We start from the raw sequence: 15,699 nt of genomic DNA, 5'->3' as shown, positions 1-15,699 counted from the left end.
CGGCGGGTGGCCGGGCCGGTCCTGCGGGCGACCGCTCGCCACCTACGGCGGGGCCGCCGCGCTCGACGTCAGCGGTGCCCGGCGGAATGGCGGATGGCCTGCCGGCCCTTGACCACCGCCAGCACGATCACCACGGCCAGCGCGACCGCGCCGATGATCACGAGCCAGCGGACCGCCTCCAACAGCAGCCCGAGCAGGACGAGCGCGCCCGCGACGACGCCGACGACCCAGAGCAACGTCCGCATGTCCACCTCCCGTGGCTCCGACCGCGTCGTGCGGCCCACGGGAACTCCTTCCCGGTCCGTCCCGCACCATGCCGCCGTCGGCGACGCGGCTGTCGTCGACGGGCGGCCCCGTCAGCGCTGGGCGACGTAGACGGTGTTGGCCGAGCGCCCGCCGGTCAGCGGGTTGGCGAACGGGACGACGTGCGCCCGCGCGGTGCGGAACACCTCGCTCAGCGTCGCCTCGAAGTCGGGATCCGGCGGGTCGTCCGACCAGAGGGCGAACACCCCGTCCGGGTGCAGGTGGGCGGCGAGCCGGCGCAGGCCGTCGGGCGTGTAGAAGCTGGCGTGGCTCGGGTGCAGCACGTTGCGCGGCGAGTGGTCCACGTCGAGCAGCACGGCGTGGAACCGCCGCCCCGGCTCCCGCGGGTCGAACCCGCTGCCGTCGGCGACCGCGGCGAAGAAGTCGGCCCGCACGAACCGGGTACGGGGATCGGCGGCCAGCCCGGCGGCGAAGGGGAGCAGTTCGCGCCGGTGCCAGTCGATGACGTCCTCGATCGCCTCCACCACCAGCAGCGAGCCGACCCGCTCGTCGGAGAGCGCGGTGCGGGCGGTGTAGCCGAGGCCGAGGCCGCCGACGACCACGTCGAGGCCCTGCCCGGACAGGGGGGCCAGGCCCAGCCGGGCCAGTTCGATCTCCGCCACGGGGAAGAGGCTCGACATCAGGAACTCGTCGTCGAGCTTGACCTCGTACACCTCGACGTCGAGCTGCGGGTCGCGGCGCCGACGCAGGCTGATGAGGCCGATCGGGGTCTCCCGCCAGGCCAGTTCCTCGAATCGCACGCCCACGGGCCCGGATGCTACCCGCCGGCACCTCGGGTCCCGGCGGTCGGCACGCGCATTCCTGCCGCGCGGGCGGGTATGCGTGCCCGTCGAGGGCCGCCGACGGGGGCCGGACAGGGAGGGCGCGGTGGCGGACATGCTGGCCGGACGGCTGCACCTGGCGGAGCGGGCGTTGCGGATGGAGCCGGTGCCGGTGCCCGAACCGCGGGACGGGCAGGTGCGGATCAGGGTCGAGGCGGCTGGGGTCTGCCTCTCGGACGTGCACCTGATCGACGGCACCCTCACGCCGCTGTACCTGCCCGGCGACGTGGTGACGCTCGGGCACGAGGTGGCCGGGGTCGTCGACGCGTTCGGCGACGACGTCGAGGGCTGGCAGCCCGGTCAGCGGGTGCTGCTCCAGGCGGGGGAGCGGGACCGGCGCGGCACCGTGCTGACCCGGGGCGTGGACTACGACGGCGGCTGGGCCGAGTACGCCGTGGCCAGCGAGAGCACGGTGGTGCCGATCCCGGACGACCTCCCCTTCGAGCAGGCCTGCGTCATTCCCGACGCGGTCTCCACCCCCTGGGCGGCGGTGACGGACACCGCGCGCACCCGCCCCGGCGAGGCGGTCGGGGTGTGGGGCGTGGGTGGGCTGGGCGCGCACGCCGTGCAGTTGCTCCGCCTGGTCGGCGCGGCCCCGGTGATCGCGGTGGAGCCGCTGGCGGCGGCGCGGGAGCGGGCGGTGGCCCTGGGGGCCGACGCGGTGCTCGACCCGGCCGACGCCGCCTTCCGCGACGCCGTGCTGGAGCTGACGGGCGGGCGGGGGCTGGACGTGGCGTTCGACTTCGCCGGCGTCACCGCCGTGCGCGAGCAGGCGCTGACCGTGTTGGGCCGCCGGGGCCGGCTGGTGCTCGCGGGCATCGCCAACAAGCCGGTGACGATCGCGTCGGACAGCCCGTTCAACTACTTCCAGCAGGCGGTGCTCGGTCACTACGGCTCGGAGGGCGAGCACGTCGAGCAGTTGGTGTCCCTGGCCCGGCAGGGGCGGCTCGACCTGGCGGCGTCGATCAGCGACGTGCTGCCGCTGGCCGACGCCCAGGAGGCGGTGCGTCGGGTGCAGACCAAGCAGGGCAACCCGATCCGGCTGATCCTGCGCCCCTGAGCGGCCCGGTCCGTCGGCGTACCGCTGCTCCTCGCGCGGGGCGGGCGGGGGCGCTCACGGCCGGACCGCCGTCGGGTCGGGCCGGCCGGTACGTCGACGCCGGCGGCGTACCCCGACGATCGCGACCGCCGTCGCCGCGACCGCCGCGCCGAGCGTCCACAGCAGGGGATCCGTCCGCAGGTGTGCGGGCAGTTGCCCGGCCAGGACGAACACGCCCATCGCCGCCACGAACCAGCCGAACGCCCGGCGCAGCACGTCCTCGCGGACGCGTCCGGCCAGCCGGCCGCCGGCGAGGCTGCCGAGCACGGCCGCGGCGGTGACGGCGGTGGCCAGGCCCGGGTCGATGTCGACGGTGGACAGGTAGCCGGCCAGCCCGGCGAACGACTTCATGGCGATGACCACGAGCGAGGTGCCGACCGCGACCGGCATCGGCAGGCCGCCCAGCAGCGCGAGGGCCGGCACCACCAGGAACCCGCCGCCCGCGCCGACCAGCCCGGTGACCAGTCCGACCACGACGCCGTCGAGGAGCACCCGCGCCACGGGCAGCTCACGCCGCTGCCGCCCCGGGCCGTCGCGCCGGCCCCGCAGCATGGCCGTCGCGGTGGCGAGCATCATGACGGCGAAGCCGGCGAGCAGGACGGCGGGCGGGACGAACGCGGCGAGGCGCCCGCCGCCGTACGCGCCGGCCATGCCCGCGGCCCCGAAGAGCAGGCCGGTGCGCCACCGGACCCGGCCGGCCCGGGCGTGCGGCAGCGCGCCGACGGCGCTGGTCACCCCGACGACGAGCAGCGAGGTGGCGATCGCCTCCCGGGCCGGCAGGTCGGCCACGTAGACCAGCAGCGGCACGGCGAGGATGGACCCGCCGCCGCCGAGCAGGCCGAGGCTCACCCCGATGAGGACGGCCAGCGCGACGGTCAGCGCGAGGCTGCCGGTCACGGCAGGGGCCGGGGCGTCGGGTGGTCTCCGAGCCGACCGACGAGGGTGTCCACATCGCAGCTCGCGCCCCGGTTGTAGGGGAGCCTGCCGAGCAGCATGCCCAGCGCGCAGGTGTCGGTGACGGCGGCGAAGGTGAGGCCGGCGCCGATGAGGCCGGCGACCCACTTCAGGCCGGGTACGAAGACCGAACCGAGGACGCTGAGCAGGACGATCGAGCCGGCGACGAGGCGGACCTGCCGCTCCAGCTCCCAGCGGGGGGTGCCCCGTCGGACCGGTCCCTGGGCGGCCTGCCACGCGGTCATCCCGCCGTCGAGGATCCTGAGGTTGGGCAGCCCGACGCCGGCGAGGGCCTGCCCGGCCCGGGCGGCGCGGGCACCGGAACGGCAGATCAGCACCACGGTCTCGTCGAGGTGCCGCCGCAGCTCCTCGCGGTGCTCCCTGAGCACGTCGAGCGGGACGTTGTAGGCGCCGGGGACGTGGGCCGTCTCGAACTCCGCGGGGGTGCGCACGTCCAGCATGCGGGGAGCGCGGCCGGAGTCGACCAGCTCGCGCAGCGTGGCGGCGTCGAGGGTGGCGGGCAGGGCGTTCGGTGAAGTGGTCATTTCTCCTCGTCCAGGGATGGCTCGCCCGTGGGCGGGCAGGGTGAGCCGGACCGCCGTCGATCGGCGTCGTTCGGCGGCGGCGAGCGCGCGACACCGTGCGGACGACCGGTGGCGGCCCGGCGCGTAGGGAAGGGGGCGGCGGTGCGGGTCGGTCAGGCGTCGCCGGGGCTCATGGCGACCCCGGCGGCCTCGGCCCGGCCGAACTTGTCGTCGATCACGACGACCTCGCGACCCGCGTTGGCCAGCAGCGAGGCGGCGGCCGTGGCCCGGTACCCGGAGCCGCAGTGCACCCAGACGGTGCCGGCGGGCACCTCGGCGAGGCGTCCGGGCAGGTCGGGCAGGGGGATGTGCACGGCGCCCTCGACGTGACCGGCGGTCCACTCGTTGGTCATCCGGACGTCGAGCACCACGTCCGGGGCGGGCAGCCCCGCCGGGGTGTCGCCGGCCCGGGCGGCGGCCAGCGCGGGAAAGTCGGCCATGCGCAGCTCGCGGAGCTGTCCCGGCTCGGTGGACCAGCGGTCGGGGTCGCCGGTGGCCTGGGCGGCCGGCCGGTCGATGCCGATGCGGACCAGTTCGCGCTGGGCGTCGGCGACCTGCTCCTCGGTCTCCGCCAGCAGGGTGAGCGGCGCGCCCCAGTCGATGAGCCAGCCGAGCCAGGTCGACATCGGGCCGTCGAGTCCGAGGGCGACGGTGCCCGCCAGGTGCGACGTGGCGTACGCCTTGCGGTGGCGCAGGTCGACGACCCACTGGCCGGCGGCGATCCGCTCCCGCAGCTCGGCGGCGTCGGCCCGGGCGACCGGGGTGAGGTCCACCGGCGCCGGGCCGGCGAGGTTCGCCACGCCCATGTGGGCGTAGTACGCCGGGTAGGCGTCGAGCCCGGCGAGGGTCTCGGTGACGAACTCGTCGGCGGCGAGCCGCAGCACGGGGTTCGCCCGCTTCTCCCGGCCGATGGTCGACTCGGGCGCGTCGGACTGGCTGGCGGAGCAGAAGCTGCCGAAGCCGTGGGTGGGCCACACCTCGGCGCCGTCGGGCAGCAGGTCGGCCAGGCGCCGGGCCGAGGCGTGCTGGTGGTGGGCGAGTTCGTGGGCGTGCTGCCCGCCGAGCAGGTCGGTGCGCCCGGTGGTGCCGAAGAGCAGTGAGCCGCCGGTGAAGACGCCGACCGGGCGCCAGCCGGCGTCGTCGGCCTCGTCGAGCACGTACGACAGGTGGTGGAACGTGTGCCCCGGGGTGGCGAGCACCCGCAGCCGCAGCGCGCCGGAGACGGGCACGGTGTCGCCGTCGGCGACCGGCGTCCGGTCGAAGTCGACCTCGTCGTCCGCGGCGACGAGGTAGCGGGCACCGGTCAGCCGGGCCAGCTCCAGACCGCCGGAGACGTAGTCGTTGTGGATGTGGGTCTCCACCACGTGGGTGACGCGTACGCCCTTCTCGCCGGCCAGGTACAGGATCCGGTCGATGTCGCGCTGGGGGTCGACCACGATCGCCACCGTGCCGTCGGAGGCCAGGTAGCTGCGGTCGCCGAGCGAGGACGTCGCGATGACGGACACCTCAACTGCCATTGCCGTACTCCTTGTGGGATCAAATACCCCGGGGGGTATGCGGCGGACACACGTCGGGTGTGCTGACGCGTGCACTCTGTCTACCCGCACACGTCGCTGTCACGCAACGTGTGCGGTGCGTTTCCTTCGGTGGTGGTCAGGCGAGGGCGAGGAAGAGCTTCTCCAGCTCCTCCTCCGTCATCTCCGGGGAGTCGCCCCGCTCGCGGGCGGCGGTGCAGTGCCGCATGCCGGAGGCGATGATCTTGAAGCCGGCCCGGTCGATCGCCTTCGACACCGCGGCGAGCTGGGTCAGCGCCTCGCGGCAGTCCTGGCCGGTCTCCATCATCTCGATGACCGCGTTGAGCTGGCCCCGGGCCCGCTTCAGGCGGGTCAGGGCCTCGCTCGTCATCTCGGGTCGCAGCTTCACCGCGCGCCTCCTCGCTCTCTCCGAGCATACCCCGGGGGGTACCCGTACGTGCCCATGTTAACCCCTCACGCGAGAGGCGTCCGCGTCCGCGCGGTGATCCTGGTCGCACCGCCGGGGCCCGACGCCGGGAATCTGGGCGCCGTCGCCACGCAGGGTCCTCGGGGCATCGACGCAACGCTTATCCTGTGCCCCGACCGCCCCACCGGAAGGGATGCGATGCCGTCGCGGCAGGACCAGCTGCACTCGTACCAGTTCACCGTCCAGCGGGCCGTCGCCGCGCTGGTGATGCGGGAGACCGACCCGGCGCAGTCACCGTTCCGGCGGCTCGCCGGCGCCGGCCTGGCCAGCGTGCTGGTCGCGGCCATCGGCCTGGGCGGGTTCGCCCTCTACGGCCTCTTCACCGGGGGCGGCAGCAGCTGGCGCGACCCGGGCGCGGTGATCGTGGAGAAGGAGTCCGGCGCCCGGTTCGTCTACCGGGAGGAGAAGCTGCACCCGGTGCTCAACTACGCCTCGGCCCTGCTGATCATCGGTGCCGAGCGGCCGAAGACGGTGCTCGTCTCCCGTCGCGCCATCGACGGGGTGCCGCGCGGCCTGCCGCTGGGCATCGCCGACGCCCCGGACTCGCTGCCCGCCAGGGGCCGGCTGTCCACCGCGCCGTGGACGGTCTGCTCCGTCGCCGCCGAGGCCGACCGGACGGCGCCCCGCTCGGCGCTGCTGATCGACGTGCCGGTCGGCGAGGGCCGGGAGCTGGGCGAGGACGCACTGCTGCTGCGCGATCCCGACGGGGGGCTGCACCTCGTCTGGCACCAGCGCCGCTACCTGGTGCGTGACCCCAACCGGGTGCTGGCCGCCCTGGCCGCGACCCGGGCCCGAGCGGTCCCGGTGGCCCCGGCCCTGCTCAACAGCCTGCCCGCTGGCGCCGACCTCGCCCCGCTGACCCTGCCCGACGAGGGGGAGCGCTCCGCGCGGGTGTCCGGGGCGCGGATCGGCGACGTCTACCTGGTGCGCAACTCCGGCGGCGGCCGGCAGTACGCCGTCGCGCTGCGCGACGGCCTCGCCGGCATCACCGAGTTGCAGGCCGGCCTGCTGCTCGCCCGCACGGGCCAGGGCGAGCCGGAGCCGATCACGCTCGGGCGGTTCGCGGCGCTGCCCAAGCTGCCCGACCTCGCCCCGACGGGACCGACCGCCCCGCCGACCGTACCGCCCCGGCTCGCCGCCGCCGACGGGGTGGCGCTCTGCGCCCGGGTGGGCGACGACGGCGGCGTCACCGAGGTCCGGCTCGGCGTACGACTGCCGGACCTCGCCGCCGCGCCGCGTACCGCCCCGGCGGCGGGTGGCGGGGTGCGCGCCGACCACGTCGTGGTGGAGCCGGGTCGGGGCGCGGTGGTCGAGGCGGTCGCGGCGCCCGGCGCGACCGGCGGCGCGATCTCCGTGGTCACCGACCTGGGCCGGCGCTACGTCCTCGCGGGCGGCGACGTGCTCGGCGCGCTCGGCTACCGCGACGTGCGGCCGGTGCGGCTGCCGGCCGGCCTGGTGGCTATGGTGCCCGCCGGCGCCACGCTCGATCCAGCCGCCGCGCGGGTCGTCGCCGCCCCCGCCTGAGCGCGCCACCGGCCTGAGCGTGCCCCCCCGCCCGGGGTCAGTCGGCGGGGCGGCGCAGCACGGTGACGGCGAAGTCGGCGTCGTCGCGCCACGGGCGCAGGTCCCACGTGGCGAAGCGGTGCTCCAGCCGCAGGCCGGCGGCGACCGCGTCGGCGTCGAAGCCGGTCAGCGGGTAGCCCCGGTCGGTGCCGAAGCCGACCGCCAGCACGCCGTCGGGGCGCAGGTGGGCGGCGACGCGGCGCAGCACCTCCCGCTCGGTGCCGGGGGCGACGAAGGCCAGCACGTTGCCGGCCAGCACCGCCGCGTCGAACGGCTCCGGCTCGCCGGCCGCCGTCAGGTCGAGCTCGGCCAGGTCGGCGACCAGCCAGCGCGGGCCGGGGTGGTCGGCGCGGGCGGCCTCGACCAGGGCCGGGTCGGCGTCCACCCCGACCACGGCGTGGCCCCGGGCGGCCAGCGCCGCGCCCACCCGGCCGGTGCCGCAGCCGGCGTCGAGGATCCGGGATCCGGGCGCGACCATCGCGTCCAGCAGCCGGGCCTCGCCGGCCAGGTCGGCCCCGTCGGCGGCCAGCCGGCGGAACCGGTCGATGTACCACTGCGAGTGCTCCGGACCGGTCTCGGTCTCCCAACGGGTCGGGTTTCCCATGCCGCCACCGTAGCCGGGCCCCCGGTGCTCCGGTGGCGGCGGGGCGGACGGGGACCTCCGCCGGCGACACGGTGTCCGCCTGCCAGAACGCCGCCAGGACAGCGACGCCCTAGCCGTCGACGCGGGCCGACGGATCGAGCACCCAGTGGTTGGTGCGGAAGAGGCGGCCGGCGAACTCCGTCTGCTCCTCGCCCACGAGGGCGAAGCCGCCCGAGCGGCAGATGGCGTTCGACGCGGCGTTCGTCGTGGCGGGGAAGGCGTGGATGAGGCCCCAGCGGCCGTCCGTCCGGGCCAGGTCGAGCACGGCGCGGACGGCCCTGCCGGCCAGGCCCCTGCCCTGGAACTCCGGCGCGACCATCCAGCCGATCTCGGAGATGCCGCCGTGGGCGTACACCGTCACCGTCCCCGCCACCTCGGTGCCGCCGGCCGGGACGATCATCTTGATCCAGGCGCTGCCGTCCCGCACGGTCTCGAGGTCGCGCCGGAGCTGGGCGGACACCCGCTCGCGCGGCTGCGGGCCGCCGAGTTCCGCCATCACGACGGGATCGCAGCGCAGGCGTACGTAGGCGTCGAGGTCGCCCGGCTGCACGTCGCGCAGCCGCAGCCCGGCAGCGGGCGGGGCAGCCGCGGGCGGGGTGCCCGGGACAGCGTCGGGGGAGGCATCCACCCGGCACATCCTCCGTCGGCGCCCTCCGCGCGGCAACCCCGCCCGCCGGCTCAGCCCTTCTCCGCGCCGCTGGTGAGCCCCTCGGTGAGCAGGCGTTCGCTGGCGAAGAAGAGGATCACGATGGGCAGGGTGAGGATCACCGAGCCGGCCATCAGCACCGTCTTGGGCACCTCGACGCCGTCGGAGAGCTGCGCCAGCCCCAGCGACACCGTCCACCGGTTCGGCTTGTCGACCAGGAAGAGCAGGGCGAAGAGGAACTCGTTCCAGGCGATCATGAAGTCGTACAGGGCGACGGCCATGATGGACGGCGCCGCCAGGGGGAGGCTGATCCGGCGGATGATGCCGAGCCGTCCGGCGCCGTCGATGGCCGCCGACTCCTCCAGGCTGACCGGGATGGTCTCGAAGTAGTTGCGCAGCATGTAGACCGACACCGGCAGCGTCTGCGAGATGTAGACGAGCACCAGACCGAACAGGGAGCCGCGCAGCCCGGCCCGGGTGAAGACCACGAAGAGCGGGATGGCGATGACGATCGACGGGAAGAGGTAGACCGCCAGGAACAGGAAGTCGACCTGCCGCCGGCCGAAGAACCGCAGCCGGGCGACCGCGTACGCGCCGGGGATCGCCACGGCCAGCGTCAGCAGCGTCGCCGCGACGGCGACCAGACCGCTGTTGCGCATGAAGGTGAGGAAACCCTGGCCGCCGTCGTCGACGGCCTTCACCACCTCGGCGTACGTGTCGAACGTCAGCTCGCCGAGGCCCACCACCAACGAGCCGGGGTCGAGCAGCAGCCGCTCGATGGGGCGCACCGAGAGCACCAGCATGTAGTAGAAGGGGAAGACGGTGACCAGCAGGAACGCGGCGATCACCAGCCGGCGCAGCCAGCGCAGGCCCACCGTCTCGATCCGGTCCCGGTCCATCAGCCGTCCCTCCGTCCGCCGAAGAAGCGCAGGTACACCACCACGAACACGATGAGCACCACGGCGAGCACGACCGCCTGCGCCGCCGCCGCGCCGATGTCCGTACGCGCGGTCAGGAACTCGTAGACCCGGACGCTGACCACCTCGGTGCCGGCGGCCCCGCCGGTGAGCAGGTAGACGTCGTCGAACTTGTTGAACGTCATGATGAACCGCAGCACGCCCAGCAGGCCGATCACCGGCAGCAGCTGCGGCAGCAGGATGTGCCGGAACCGCTGGCTGGGCGTGGCCCCGTCGACCCGGGCCGCCTCCTCCAGCTCGCCGGGGACCGCCTGGAGCCGGGCGAGCAGGAACAGGAAGGCGAAGGGGAAGTAGCGCCACGCCTCGAAGGCGACGACCGTGGCCAGTGCGGTCGACTCCTGGGACAGGAACGGCACCGGGGTGTCCCAGCCGAGGAACCGCCGGCCCCAGTCGTTGACGATGCCGAGCTGCGGGTCGAGCATCACCTGCCAGACGAAGGTGACCGCGACCACCGGCGCCACGTACGGCAGCAGCATCGACGCGCGCACCAGGGTGCGGCCCCGGAACGGCCGGCGCACGACCAGCGCCGCCACCAGGCCGAGCACGATGGAGCCGGCGGTGCTGGCCACGGCGTAGACCAGCGTGGTCCACAGCGTGTCGGCGAAACCCGGGGTGTTCAGCACCCGCTCGACGTTGTCCATCGTGAACTCGCTGAACAGCCCGGTGCGCCGCAGGGTGGCCAGGCGTACCCGCTGGAAGGCCAGCACGACGGTCCAGACGATGGGTATGCCGATCACGGCGACCACGACGAGCAGCGTCGGGGCCACCAGCGCGAGCCCGGCGCGGGACTCGCGGCGGCGCAGGGTCAGTGGTCTGCGGCGGCGGGCCGGGGCCGGCCGCTCCCGGGCGGGGGAGCGGCCGGTGCCCGGTGGGGCGGTGGTCAATTGACGCCCGCCTTGATCGCCTCCACGTCCTTCTTCGCCCGTCCGGCGGCTGCGGCGGCGTCGGTCTTGCCGGCGACCACGTCGTTCAGGGCCTTGGGCACCGGCAGCTCGCCGAGGATCGCGCCGACGAGCTTGCCCTGGCCCTGGGTGAGGCCCCAGCGTTGGAAGGTGTCGGGGCTGCCGCGCAGACCCGCGAGGACCTCGTCGCCGTAGACCTCGGCGAGCGGCTTCCTGGTGTCGACCCCGGCCTGGCTGGAGTTCCAGGCGGTGAGGAACTTTTCCGGCTCCTGCGGGGTGCCCTTGCGGACGGGGAAGCGTCCCTCGGGGGACATGCCGAACCAGCGCGGGTAGCCGTCGCCGAGCATGTGCTCCACAAAGGACATCGCCGGGTCGGCGGCGGCGCCGTCGAGCACGGCCCATGAGCTGATCTCGCCGTACTGGGCGGGTTCGGTGCCGTTCGGGCCCTTGATCGCGGTGACGAAGCCGCTGTTCTTCGCGAGGAACGTCGGGTCGGACTGGCACTGCGGGCAGGTCGGCTTGGCGTCGTTTCGCAGGCCGGCCAGCTCGTCGAGGATGAACGGCGACCAGACCAGCATGGCCGCCTTGCCGGCGAAGTAGGTGGCCCGGGTGGTGTCGACGTCCTGCGCGCCCTTGACCGAGCTGGTGCGCATCAGCTCGCCGTAGAACCGGAACGCCTCGACGCACTCGGGGGAGTCCAGCTTCACGGCCCCGGAGTCGTCGGTGAGCTGGCAGTTGTTGGCCAGCGCGAGGTGCTCGAAGGTCTGCTGGGTGAACACGTCGCCGGGGGCGGTGGCGGCCGTGATGCCCGCGACGCCGCCGGTGTTGAGTCTCGTCGCGGCGGCGGCGATCCTGTCGTACGTGTCGGGGGCGGGCAGCCCGGCGGCCGCGAAGAGGTCCTTGCGGTAGACGAGCAGCTGGCCCCAGCCGTCGCTGGGCACGGCGAGCTGCCTGCCGTCGTCCGAGGTGAGCTCCAGGGCCCGCGGCGAGAAGGTCGGCCGGCCGAGCTTCTCGACGACCTCCGCGTTCGCCGAGGAGTGCAGCAGCTCGTTGCCGGCGAGGGTGCGGACGCCGGCGAGCGACACCGAGCCGACGACGTCGGGCAGTTCGCCGGCGGCGGCGCTGGAGGCGATCAGGGACGGGAACTGGTCCTCGTTGACGGTGACCAGGTCGACGGCGATGCCGGTGCTGGCGGTGAAGTCCGCGATGATCGCCTTGGTGGCGGTGACCCGGTCGGCCACGTCCTCCAGGCTCCACACGGTGATCTTCCTGCTGTTGCTGTCGGATTCTTCCTCGCCGCAGGCCAGCAGGCTGGCCCCGGTGACTGCCATGATCAGGGTGGCGGCGAGTATCCGCATCGGAGGTGCTGACATCGGTGGCACTCCTCTCGAAGGGTATGGAACGGATTCAACCCCTTCGATTGATCAATTACAAGACATATGCCGATTTATTGCCTACGATGGAGCCCAGTGCTACCGGGATGTGACTCATGGTCAACTGGGTTGTCTCACTCGCCGGGCCCCGACGGATCAGCCTCGAGCCCTGCCCCCCGGATCCGCTCGGCCCCGGCCAGGTCCGGATCCGCACCCGCTACTCCGGCATCTCGGCCGGCACGGAGCTCACGCTCTACCGGGGCAGCAACCCCCGGCTGAGCAAGGACTGGGACGACGTCAGCCGGATGTTCGTGCCCCGGCAGAGCACCGTGCCGTACCCGCTGGTGGGCTTCGGCTACGAGGAGGTCGGCGAGGTCGTCGAGGTCGCGCCCGACGTGCCCGACCGGCGGACCGGGCAGGTCGTCTGGGGCATCTGGGGGCACCGCGCCGAGGCGGTCGTGCCCGCCGGCACCGTGCACCCGCTGCCCCCGCACCTGGATCCCCTCGCGGCGGTCTTCGCCCGCCCCGGGGCGATCGCACTCACCGCCGTGCTCGCGGGCGACCTGCACCTGGGCGACTGGGTGGCGGTCTTCGGGCAGGGCGTCATCGGGCTGCTCGCCACCCGGCTCGCCGTCCTCTCCGGCGCGCGGGTGGTCGCCGTCGACCGGGTGCCCGCCCGCCTGGCGCACGCCGGTCGGCTCGGCGCCCGGCTCGCCGTCGACGCGGGCGCCGAGTCGGCCGCGGCCGTGCTGCGCCGGTCCACCGGCGGCCGGGGCGCCGACGTCTGCCTGGAACTGTCCGGGGCGTACCCGGCGCTGCACGAGGCGATCCGTTCCACCGCCCACGCCGGCCGCGTCGTGGCCGCCGGCTTCTACCAGGGACAGGCCGACGGGCTCGGCCTGGGTGAGGAGTTCCACCACAACCGGATCCAGCTGGTGGCGGCCCAGGTCTCCGGGCCGACCCCGGCGCCCGGCATGGCCGGCCGGTGGACCGGGGCCCGCGTCGCACACACCTTCATGGACCTGGTGGCCGAGGGCAGCGTCGACCCGCTGCCGCTGGTGAGCCACGTCGTCGACGCGAGCGCGGTGGCCGACGCGCTGGCGCTGCTCGACCGCGGTGACGCAGACGTCCTCCAAGTGGTGCTGAGGTTCTGATGACGATTCCCCTGGCCTGTCAGGAGCAGCTCCTGCCGGGCACCGACCTGATCCAGAAGTACGCGCTCGCCACCGCGCTCGGCTACGACGCCATCGAGCTGCGCGGCGCCGGCGACCTCGGCCTCGCCCGGCGGCTGCCCGAGCTGCGCCGGGCCCGCGCCGCCGGGGTGGTCATGCCCACCGTCTGCGTGGAGATGGACCACTTCATCGGCGACTTCGACCCCGAGCGCTCCCGCGACGCCGTACGCAACCTGCGCTCCCAGCTCTCGGTGATCGCCGAGCTGGGCGGCGTCGGCGCGCTGACCCCGGCCGCGTGGGGGATGTTCTCCCGGCGACTGCCGCCGTTCGAGCCGCCCCGCTCGCCCGCCGACGACCGGCAGGTGCTCGTCGACGCCCTGGGCGAGCTGGGCGAGCACGCCCGCGCCGAGGGGGTCACCCTCTTCCTGGAACCGCTGAACCGGTACGAGGACCACATGGTCAACCGGCTCGACGACGCCGTCGCCCTCTGCGCGACCGTCGGGCTGCCCTCGGTGCGGGTGGTGGCGGACACCTTCCACATGAACATCGAGGAGGACGACGTGCACCGGGCGCTGCGCGCCGCCGCGCCGTACCTCGGGCACGTGCAGGTCAGCGACTCCAACCGGTTCCAGCCCGGCACCGGGCACCTCGACTGGCCGGCGCTGGTGCGCACCCTGCTGGAGATCGACTACCGGGGCTGGCTCGCGCTGGAGTGCCGGCTGCGCGGCGACCCCGTACGCGCCCTGCACCAGGCCGCCGCCGTGCTGCGCCACGCCCAGCCCCGGCAGGCGGCGGCGTGAGCACCGGGACAGCCGGCGGCGCGTACACCGCCGACGCCGGGGCCCGCGACGTCGGGGCACTGCGCCGTCTCGCCGTCGCCACCCTCGAGGCCAACTGGGAGCACGACCACACGGTGCCCTCGCGCACCCTCTACCCGCACCAGTGGAGCTGGGACTCGGCGTTCATCGCGATCGGCTGGTCCCACGTGCGCCCCGAGCGCGCCTGGCGGGAGCTGACCAGCCTGTTCCGGGCCCAGTGGCGCGACGGGCGGGTGCCGCACATCGTGTTCAACCCGGCGCTGCCCGTCGGCTCGTACTTTCCGGGCCCGGAGTTCTGGGCGTCGGGGCACGCCGAGGGCGCCCCGGCCGCCGCCACCTCCGGGCTGATCCAGCCGCCCGTGCACGCGTCCGCCGCCTGGCTGGCGTACCGGCGGTCCCCCGGCGGGGCCGGGCGGTCGGCGCTGCGCCGGCTCTACCCCCGGCTGGTGGCCCAGCAGCGCTACCTCGCCACCCGCCGGGACGTCGGCGGGGGCGGGCTGGCCTGCGTCGTGCACCCGTGGGAGTCCGGGCTGGACAACAGCCCCGCCTGGGACGCCCCGCTGGCGGCGGTGCCCGCCGACGCGGCCGTCATGCGCGCGTACCGCCGGCACGACACCGCGCACGCCGACGCCGCGCACCGCCCCACCGACCTCGACTACGCGCGCTACGTCGCGCTCGTGGCGTCCTACCGCGAGCGCCGCTACCGCGACGACGACCTCGCCGCCCGGCACCCGTTCCTGGTGGAGTGCCCCCTGGTCAACGCCGCGATGGGCGCCGCGGAGCGCGCCCTCGCCCGGATCGCGCCGTTGGCCGGCGCCGACCCCGGCCCGCACCGGGAACGCGCGGCGCGGATCACCGAGGCGCTGGTGCGCCGGCTGTACGACCCGACGACCGGCACCTTCCAGCCCCGGGACCTGCGCGCCGACCGGCTCGTGCCGGCCCGTACGGTGCTCGGCCTGACCCCGCTCGTCCTGCCCGACCTGCCCGCGCGGCAGGTGTCGGCGCTGCTCGCCGAGGCGTGCTCGCCGCGCTTCGGGCTGGCCGCCCGGATGGACCGCCCGCTGCCCAGCCACGACCGCACCGCCGGAGACTTCGAGCCGCTGCGCTACTGGCGCGGGCCGAGCTGGATGAACATCAACTGGCTGGTACGCCGGGGACTGCTGCGCCACGGCCGCCCGGACCTGGCCGCGGGCCTGCGCGACTCGATGATCGAACTGGTGGCCGGCGCCGGCTGCCACGAGTACTTCCACCCGGACACCGGGGCCGGGCTCGGCTCGCCGGCCTTCGGCTGGACGGCCGCGCTGCTGCTCGACGTCCTCGCCGACGACCCGGCCGGCTGAGCCGACCCGTCCCCGTCAGCTCAGCCCGACCCGTTCCGGTCGGCTGAGCCCATTCGTCCCGCCGGTCAGCCCGCGGGCACCAGCTCCCGCAGCAGCCGCTGCACCCGCGCCCGGATCTCGTCGCGGATCGGCCGGACCGCCTCGACGCCCTTGCCGGCGGGGTCTTCGAGCCGCCAGTCCTCGTAGCGCTTGCCGGGGAAGACCGGGCAGGCGTCGCCGCAGCCCATGGTGACGATGACGTCGGAGGACTCGGCGGTGGCGTACTCCAGCAGGGTCGGCGTCTGCGTGCTGATGTCGATGCCGACCTCCCGCATCGCCTCGACGGCGGCCGGGTTGACGGTCCCGGCCGGCGCCGAGCCGGCGGAGCGCACCTCGACGGCGTCGCCCGCGAGGTGCCGCAGCCAGCCGGCGGCCATCTGCGAGCGGCCGGCGTTGTGCACGCAGACGAACAGGACACTGGGCTTGTCGCTCACGGCGGTGTT

Annotated in this window: 17 protein-coding genes; 5 read left to right on the top strand and 12 right to left on the bottom strand. The window is 74.8% G+C overall.

Going from position 1 to position 15,699, the window contains the following annotated elements; translation table 11 throughout:
- Nucleotides 1-68 precede the first annotated feature (68 nt).
- Nucleotides 69-284 (bottom strand): hypothetical protein, encoded by a 216-nt coding sequence (locus tag ACTMS2_RS21320; RefSeq protein WP_441177002.1) that lies wholly within the window; start codon nucleotides 282-284, stop codon nucleotides 69-71.
- Between the two features lie 72 nt (nucleotides 285-356).
- On the bottom strand, nucleotides 357-1,070 hold the full coding sequence (locus ACTMS2_RS21315; RefSeq protein WP_441176967.1) for a spermidine synthase: 714 nt from the start codon (nucleotides 1,068-1,070) through the stop codon (nucleotides 357-359).
- Between the two features lie 130 nt (nucleotides 1,071-1,200).
- Here ACTMS2_RS21315 and ACTMS2_RS21310 point away from each other — a divergent pair, with 130 nt between their 5' ends.
- Nucleotides 1,201-2,205, top strand: a complete 1,005-nt coding sequence (locus ACTMS2_RS21310; RefSeq protein WP_441177001.1) for an alcohol dehydrogenase catalytic domain-containing protein — start codon at nucleotides 1,201-1,203, stop codon at nucleotides 2,203-2,205.
- A gap of 54 nt (nucleotides 2,206-2,259) precedes the next feature.
- On the opposite strand, the gene ACTMS2_RS21305 is transcribed toward ACTMS2_RS21310, so the two are convergent.
- From ACTMS2_RS21305 to ACTMS2_RS21290, 4 genes are all read right to left on the bottom strand, one after another.
- Nucleotides 2,260-3,141, bottom strand: a complete 882-nt coding sequence (locus ACTMS2_RS21305; protein ID WP_363624903.1) for a sulfite exporter TauE/SafE family protein — start codon at nucleotides 3,139-3,141, stop codon at nucleotides 2,260-2,262.
- A complete protein-coding gene (locus ACTMS2_RS21300; protein WP_441176966.1) occupies nucleotides 3,138-3,743 on the bottom strand; it encodes a rhodanese-like domain-containing protein in 606 nt (201 codons plus the stop codon). Before ACTMS2_RS21300 ends, ACTMS2_RS21305 begins: the two co-directional genes overlap by 4 nt.
- 152 nt (nucleotides 3,744-3,895) lie before the next feature.
- A complete protein-coding gene (locus tag ACTMS2_RS21295) occupies nucleotides 3,896-5,299 on the bottom strand; it encodes an MBL fold metallo-hydrolase (protein ID WP_441176965.1) in 1,404 nt (467 codons plus the stop codon).
- 136 nt (nucleotides 5,300-5,435) lie between these two features.
- Nucleotides 5,436-5,705 (bottom strand): metal-sensitive transcriptional regulator, encoded by a 270-nt coding sequence (locus ACTMS2_RS21290; protein ID WP_089000744.1) that lies wholly within the window; start codon nucleotides 5,703-5,705, stop codon nucleotides 5,436-5,438.
- 216 nt (nucleotides 5,706-5,921) lie between these two features.
- Between ACTMS2_RS21290 and eccB the strand changes: the two genes are divergently transcribed.
- Nucleotides 5,922-7,307, top strand: a complete 1,386-nt coding sequence (eccB, locus tag ACTMS2_RS21285) for a type VII secretion protein EccB (RefSeq protein ID WP_441176964.1) — start codon at nucleotides 5,922-5,924, stop codon at nucleotides 7,305-7,307.
- Between the two features lie 37 nt (nucleotides 7,308-7,344).
- Here eccB and ACTMS2_RS21280 read toward each other — a convergent pair whose 3' ends face one another.
- The 5 genes from ACTMS2_RS21280 to ACTMS2_RS21260 form a co-directional block, all read right to left on the bottom strand.
- On the bottom strand, nucleotides 7,345-7,950 hold the full coding sequence (locus ACTMS2_RS21280; protein ID WP_089000742.1) for a class I SAM-dependent methyltransferase: 606 nt from the start codon (nucleotides 7,948-7,950) through the stop codon (nucleotides 7,345-7,347).
- A gap of 109 nt (nucleotides 7,951-8,059) precedes the next feature.
- On the bottom strand, nucleotides 8,060-8,617 hold the full coding sequence (locus tag ACTMS2_RS21275; RefSeq protein WP_441176963.1) for a GNAT family N-acetyltransferase: 558 nt from the start codon (nucleotides 8,615-8,617) through the stop codon (nucleotides 8,060-8,062).
- Between the two features lie 50 nt (nucleotides 8,618-8,667).
- Nucleotides 8,668-9,534 carry a carbohydrate ABC transporter permease gene (locus ACTMS2_RS21270; protein ID WP_441176962.1) on the bottom strand — a complete coding sequence of 289 codons (867 nt, stop codon included), beginning with the start codon at nucleotides 9,532-9,534 and terminating at the stop codon, nucleotides 8,668-8,670.
- The gene (locus ACTMS2_RS21265; protein WP_441176961.1) at nucleotides 9,534-10,496 is read right to left on the bottom strand and encodes a carbohydrate ABC transporter permease; all 963 of its coding nucleotides are present in this window, start codon (nucleotides 10,494-10,496) and stop codon (nucleotides 9,534-9,536) included. The genes ACTMS2_RS21270 and ACTMS2_RS21265 overlap by 1 nt, the downstream gene beginning before the upstream one ends.
- On the bottom strand, nucleotides 10,493-11,887 hold the full coding sequence (locus ACTMS2_RS21260; protein ID WP_441176960.1) for an ABC transporter substrate-binding protein: 1,395 nt from the start codon (nucleotides 11,885-11,887) through the stop codon (nucleotides 10,493-10,495). Before ACTMS2_RS21260 ends, ACTMS2_RS21265 begins: the two co-directional genes overlap by 4 nt.
- Nucleotides 11,888-12,003: 116 nt before the next feature.
- Between ACTMS2_RS21260 and ACTMS2_RS21255 the strand changes: the two genes are divergently transcribed.
- Genes ACTMS2_RS21255 through ACTMS2_RS21245 form a run of 3 tightly spaced genes read left to right on the top strand, consistent with a single transcriptional unit; the run spans nucleotide 12,004 to nucleotide 15,217 of the window.
- On the top strand, nucleotides 12,004-13,041 hold the full coding sequence (locus tag ACTMS2_RS21255; protein ID WP_441176959.1) for a zinc-dependent alcohol dehydrogenase: 1,038 nt from the start codon (nucleotides 12,004-12,006) through the stop codon (nucleotides 13,039-13,041).
- On the top strand, nucleotides 13,041-13,859 hold the full coding sequence (locus ACTMS2_RS21250) for a sugar phosphate isomerase/epimerase family protein (RefSeq protein ID WP_441176958.1): 819 nt from the start codon (nucleotides 13,041-13,043) through the stop codon (nucleotides 13,857-13,859). Before ACTMS2_RS21255 ends, ACTMS2_RS21250 begins: the two co-directional genes overlap by 1 nt.
- Nucleotides 13,856-15,217, top strand: a complete 1,362-nt coding sequence (locus tag ACTMS2_RS21245) for an MGH1-like glycoside hydrolase domain-containing protein (RefSeq protein WP_441176957.1) — start codon at nucleotides 13,856-13,858, stop codon at nucleotides 15,215-15,217. The genes ACTMS2_RS21250 and ACTMS2_RS21245 overlap by 4 nt, the downstream gene beginning before the upstream one ends.
- 65 nt (nucleotides 15,218-15,282) lie before the next feature.
- Here ACTMS2_RS21245 and ACTMS2_RS21240 read toward each other — a convergent pair whose 3' ends face one another.
- Nucleotides 15,283-15,690, bottom strand: coding sequence for an arsenate reductase ArsC (locus tag ACTMS2_RS21240; protein ID WP_441176956.1), 408 nt, complete (start codon nucleotides 15,688-15,690; stop codon nucleotides 15,283-15,285).
- Between the last annotated feature and the right edge of the window lie 9 nt (nucleotides 15,691-15,699).

Origin of the sequence: Micromonospora sp. SD12 (assembly GCF_052068495.1) — a bacterium.
Lineage (GTDB): Bacteria > Actinomycetota > Actinomycetes > Mycobacteriales > Micromonosporaceae > Micromonospora > Micromonospora echinofusca.
This window is presented reverse-complemented; position numbering and strand designations above follow the sequence as displayed.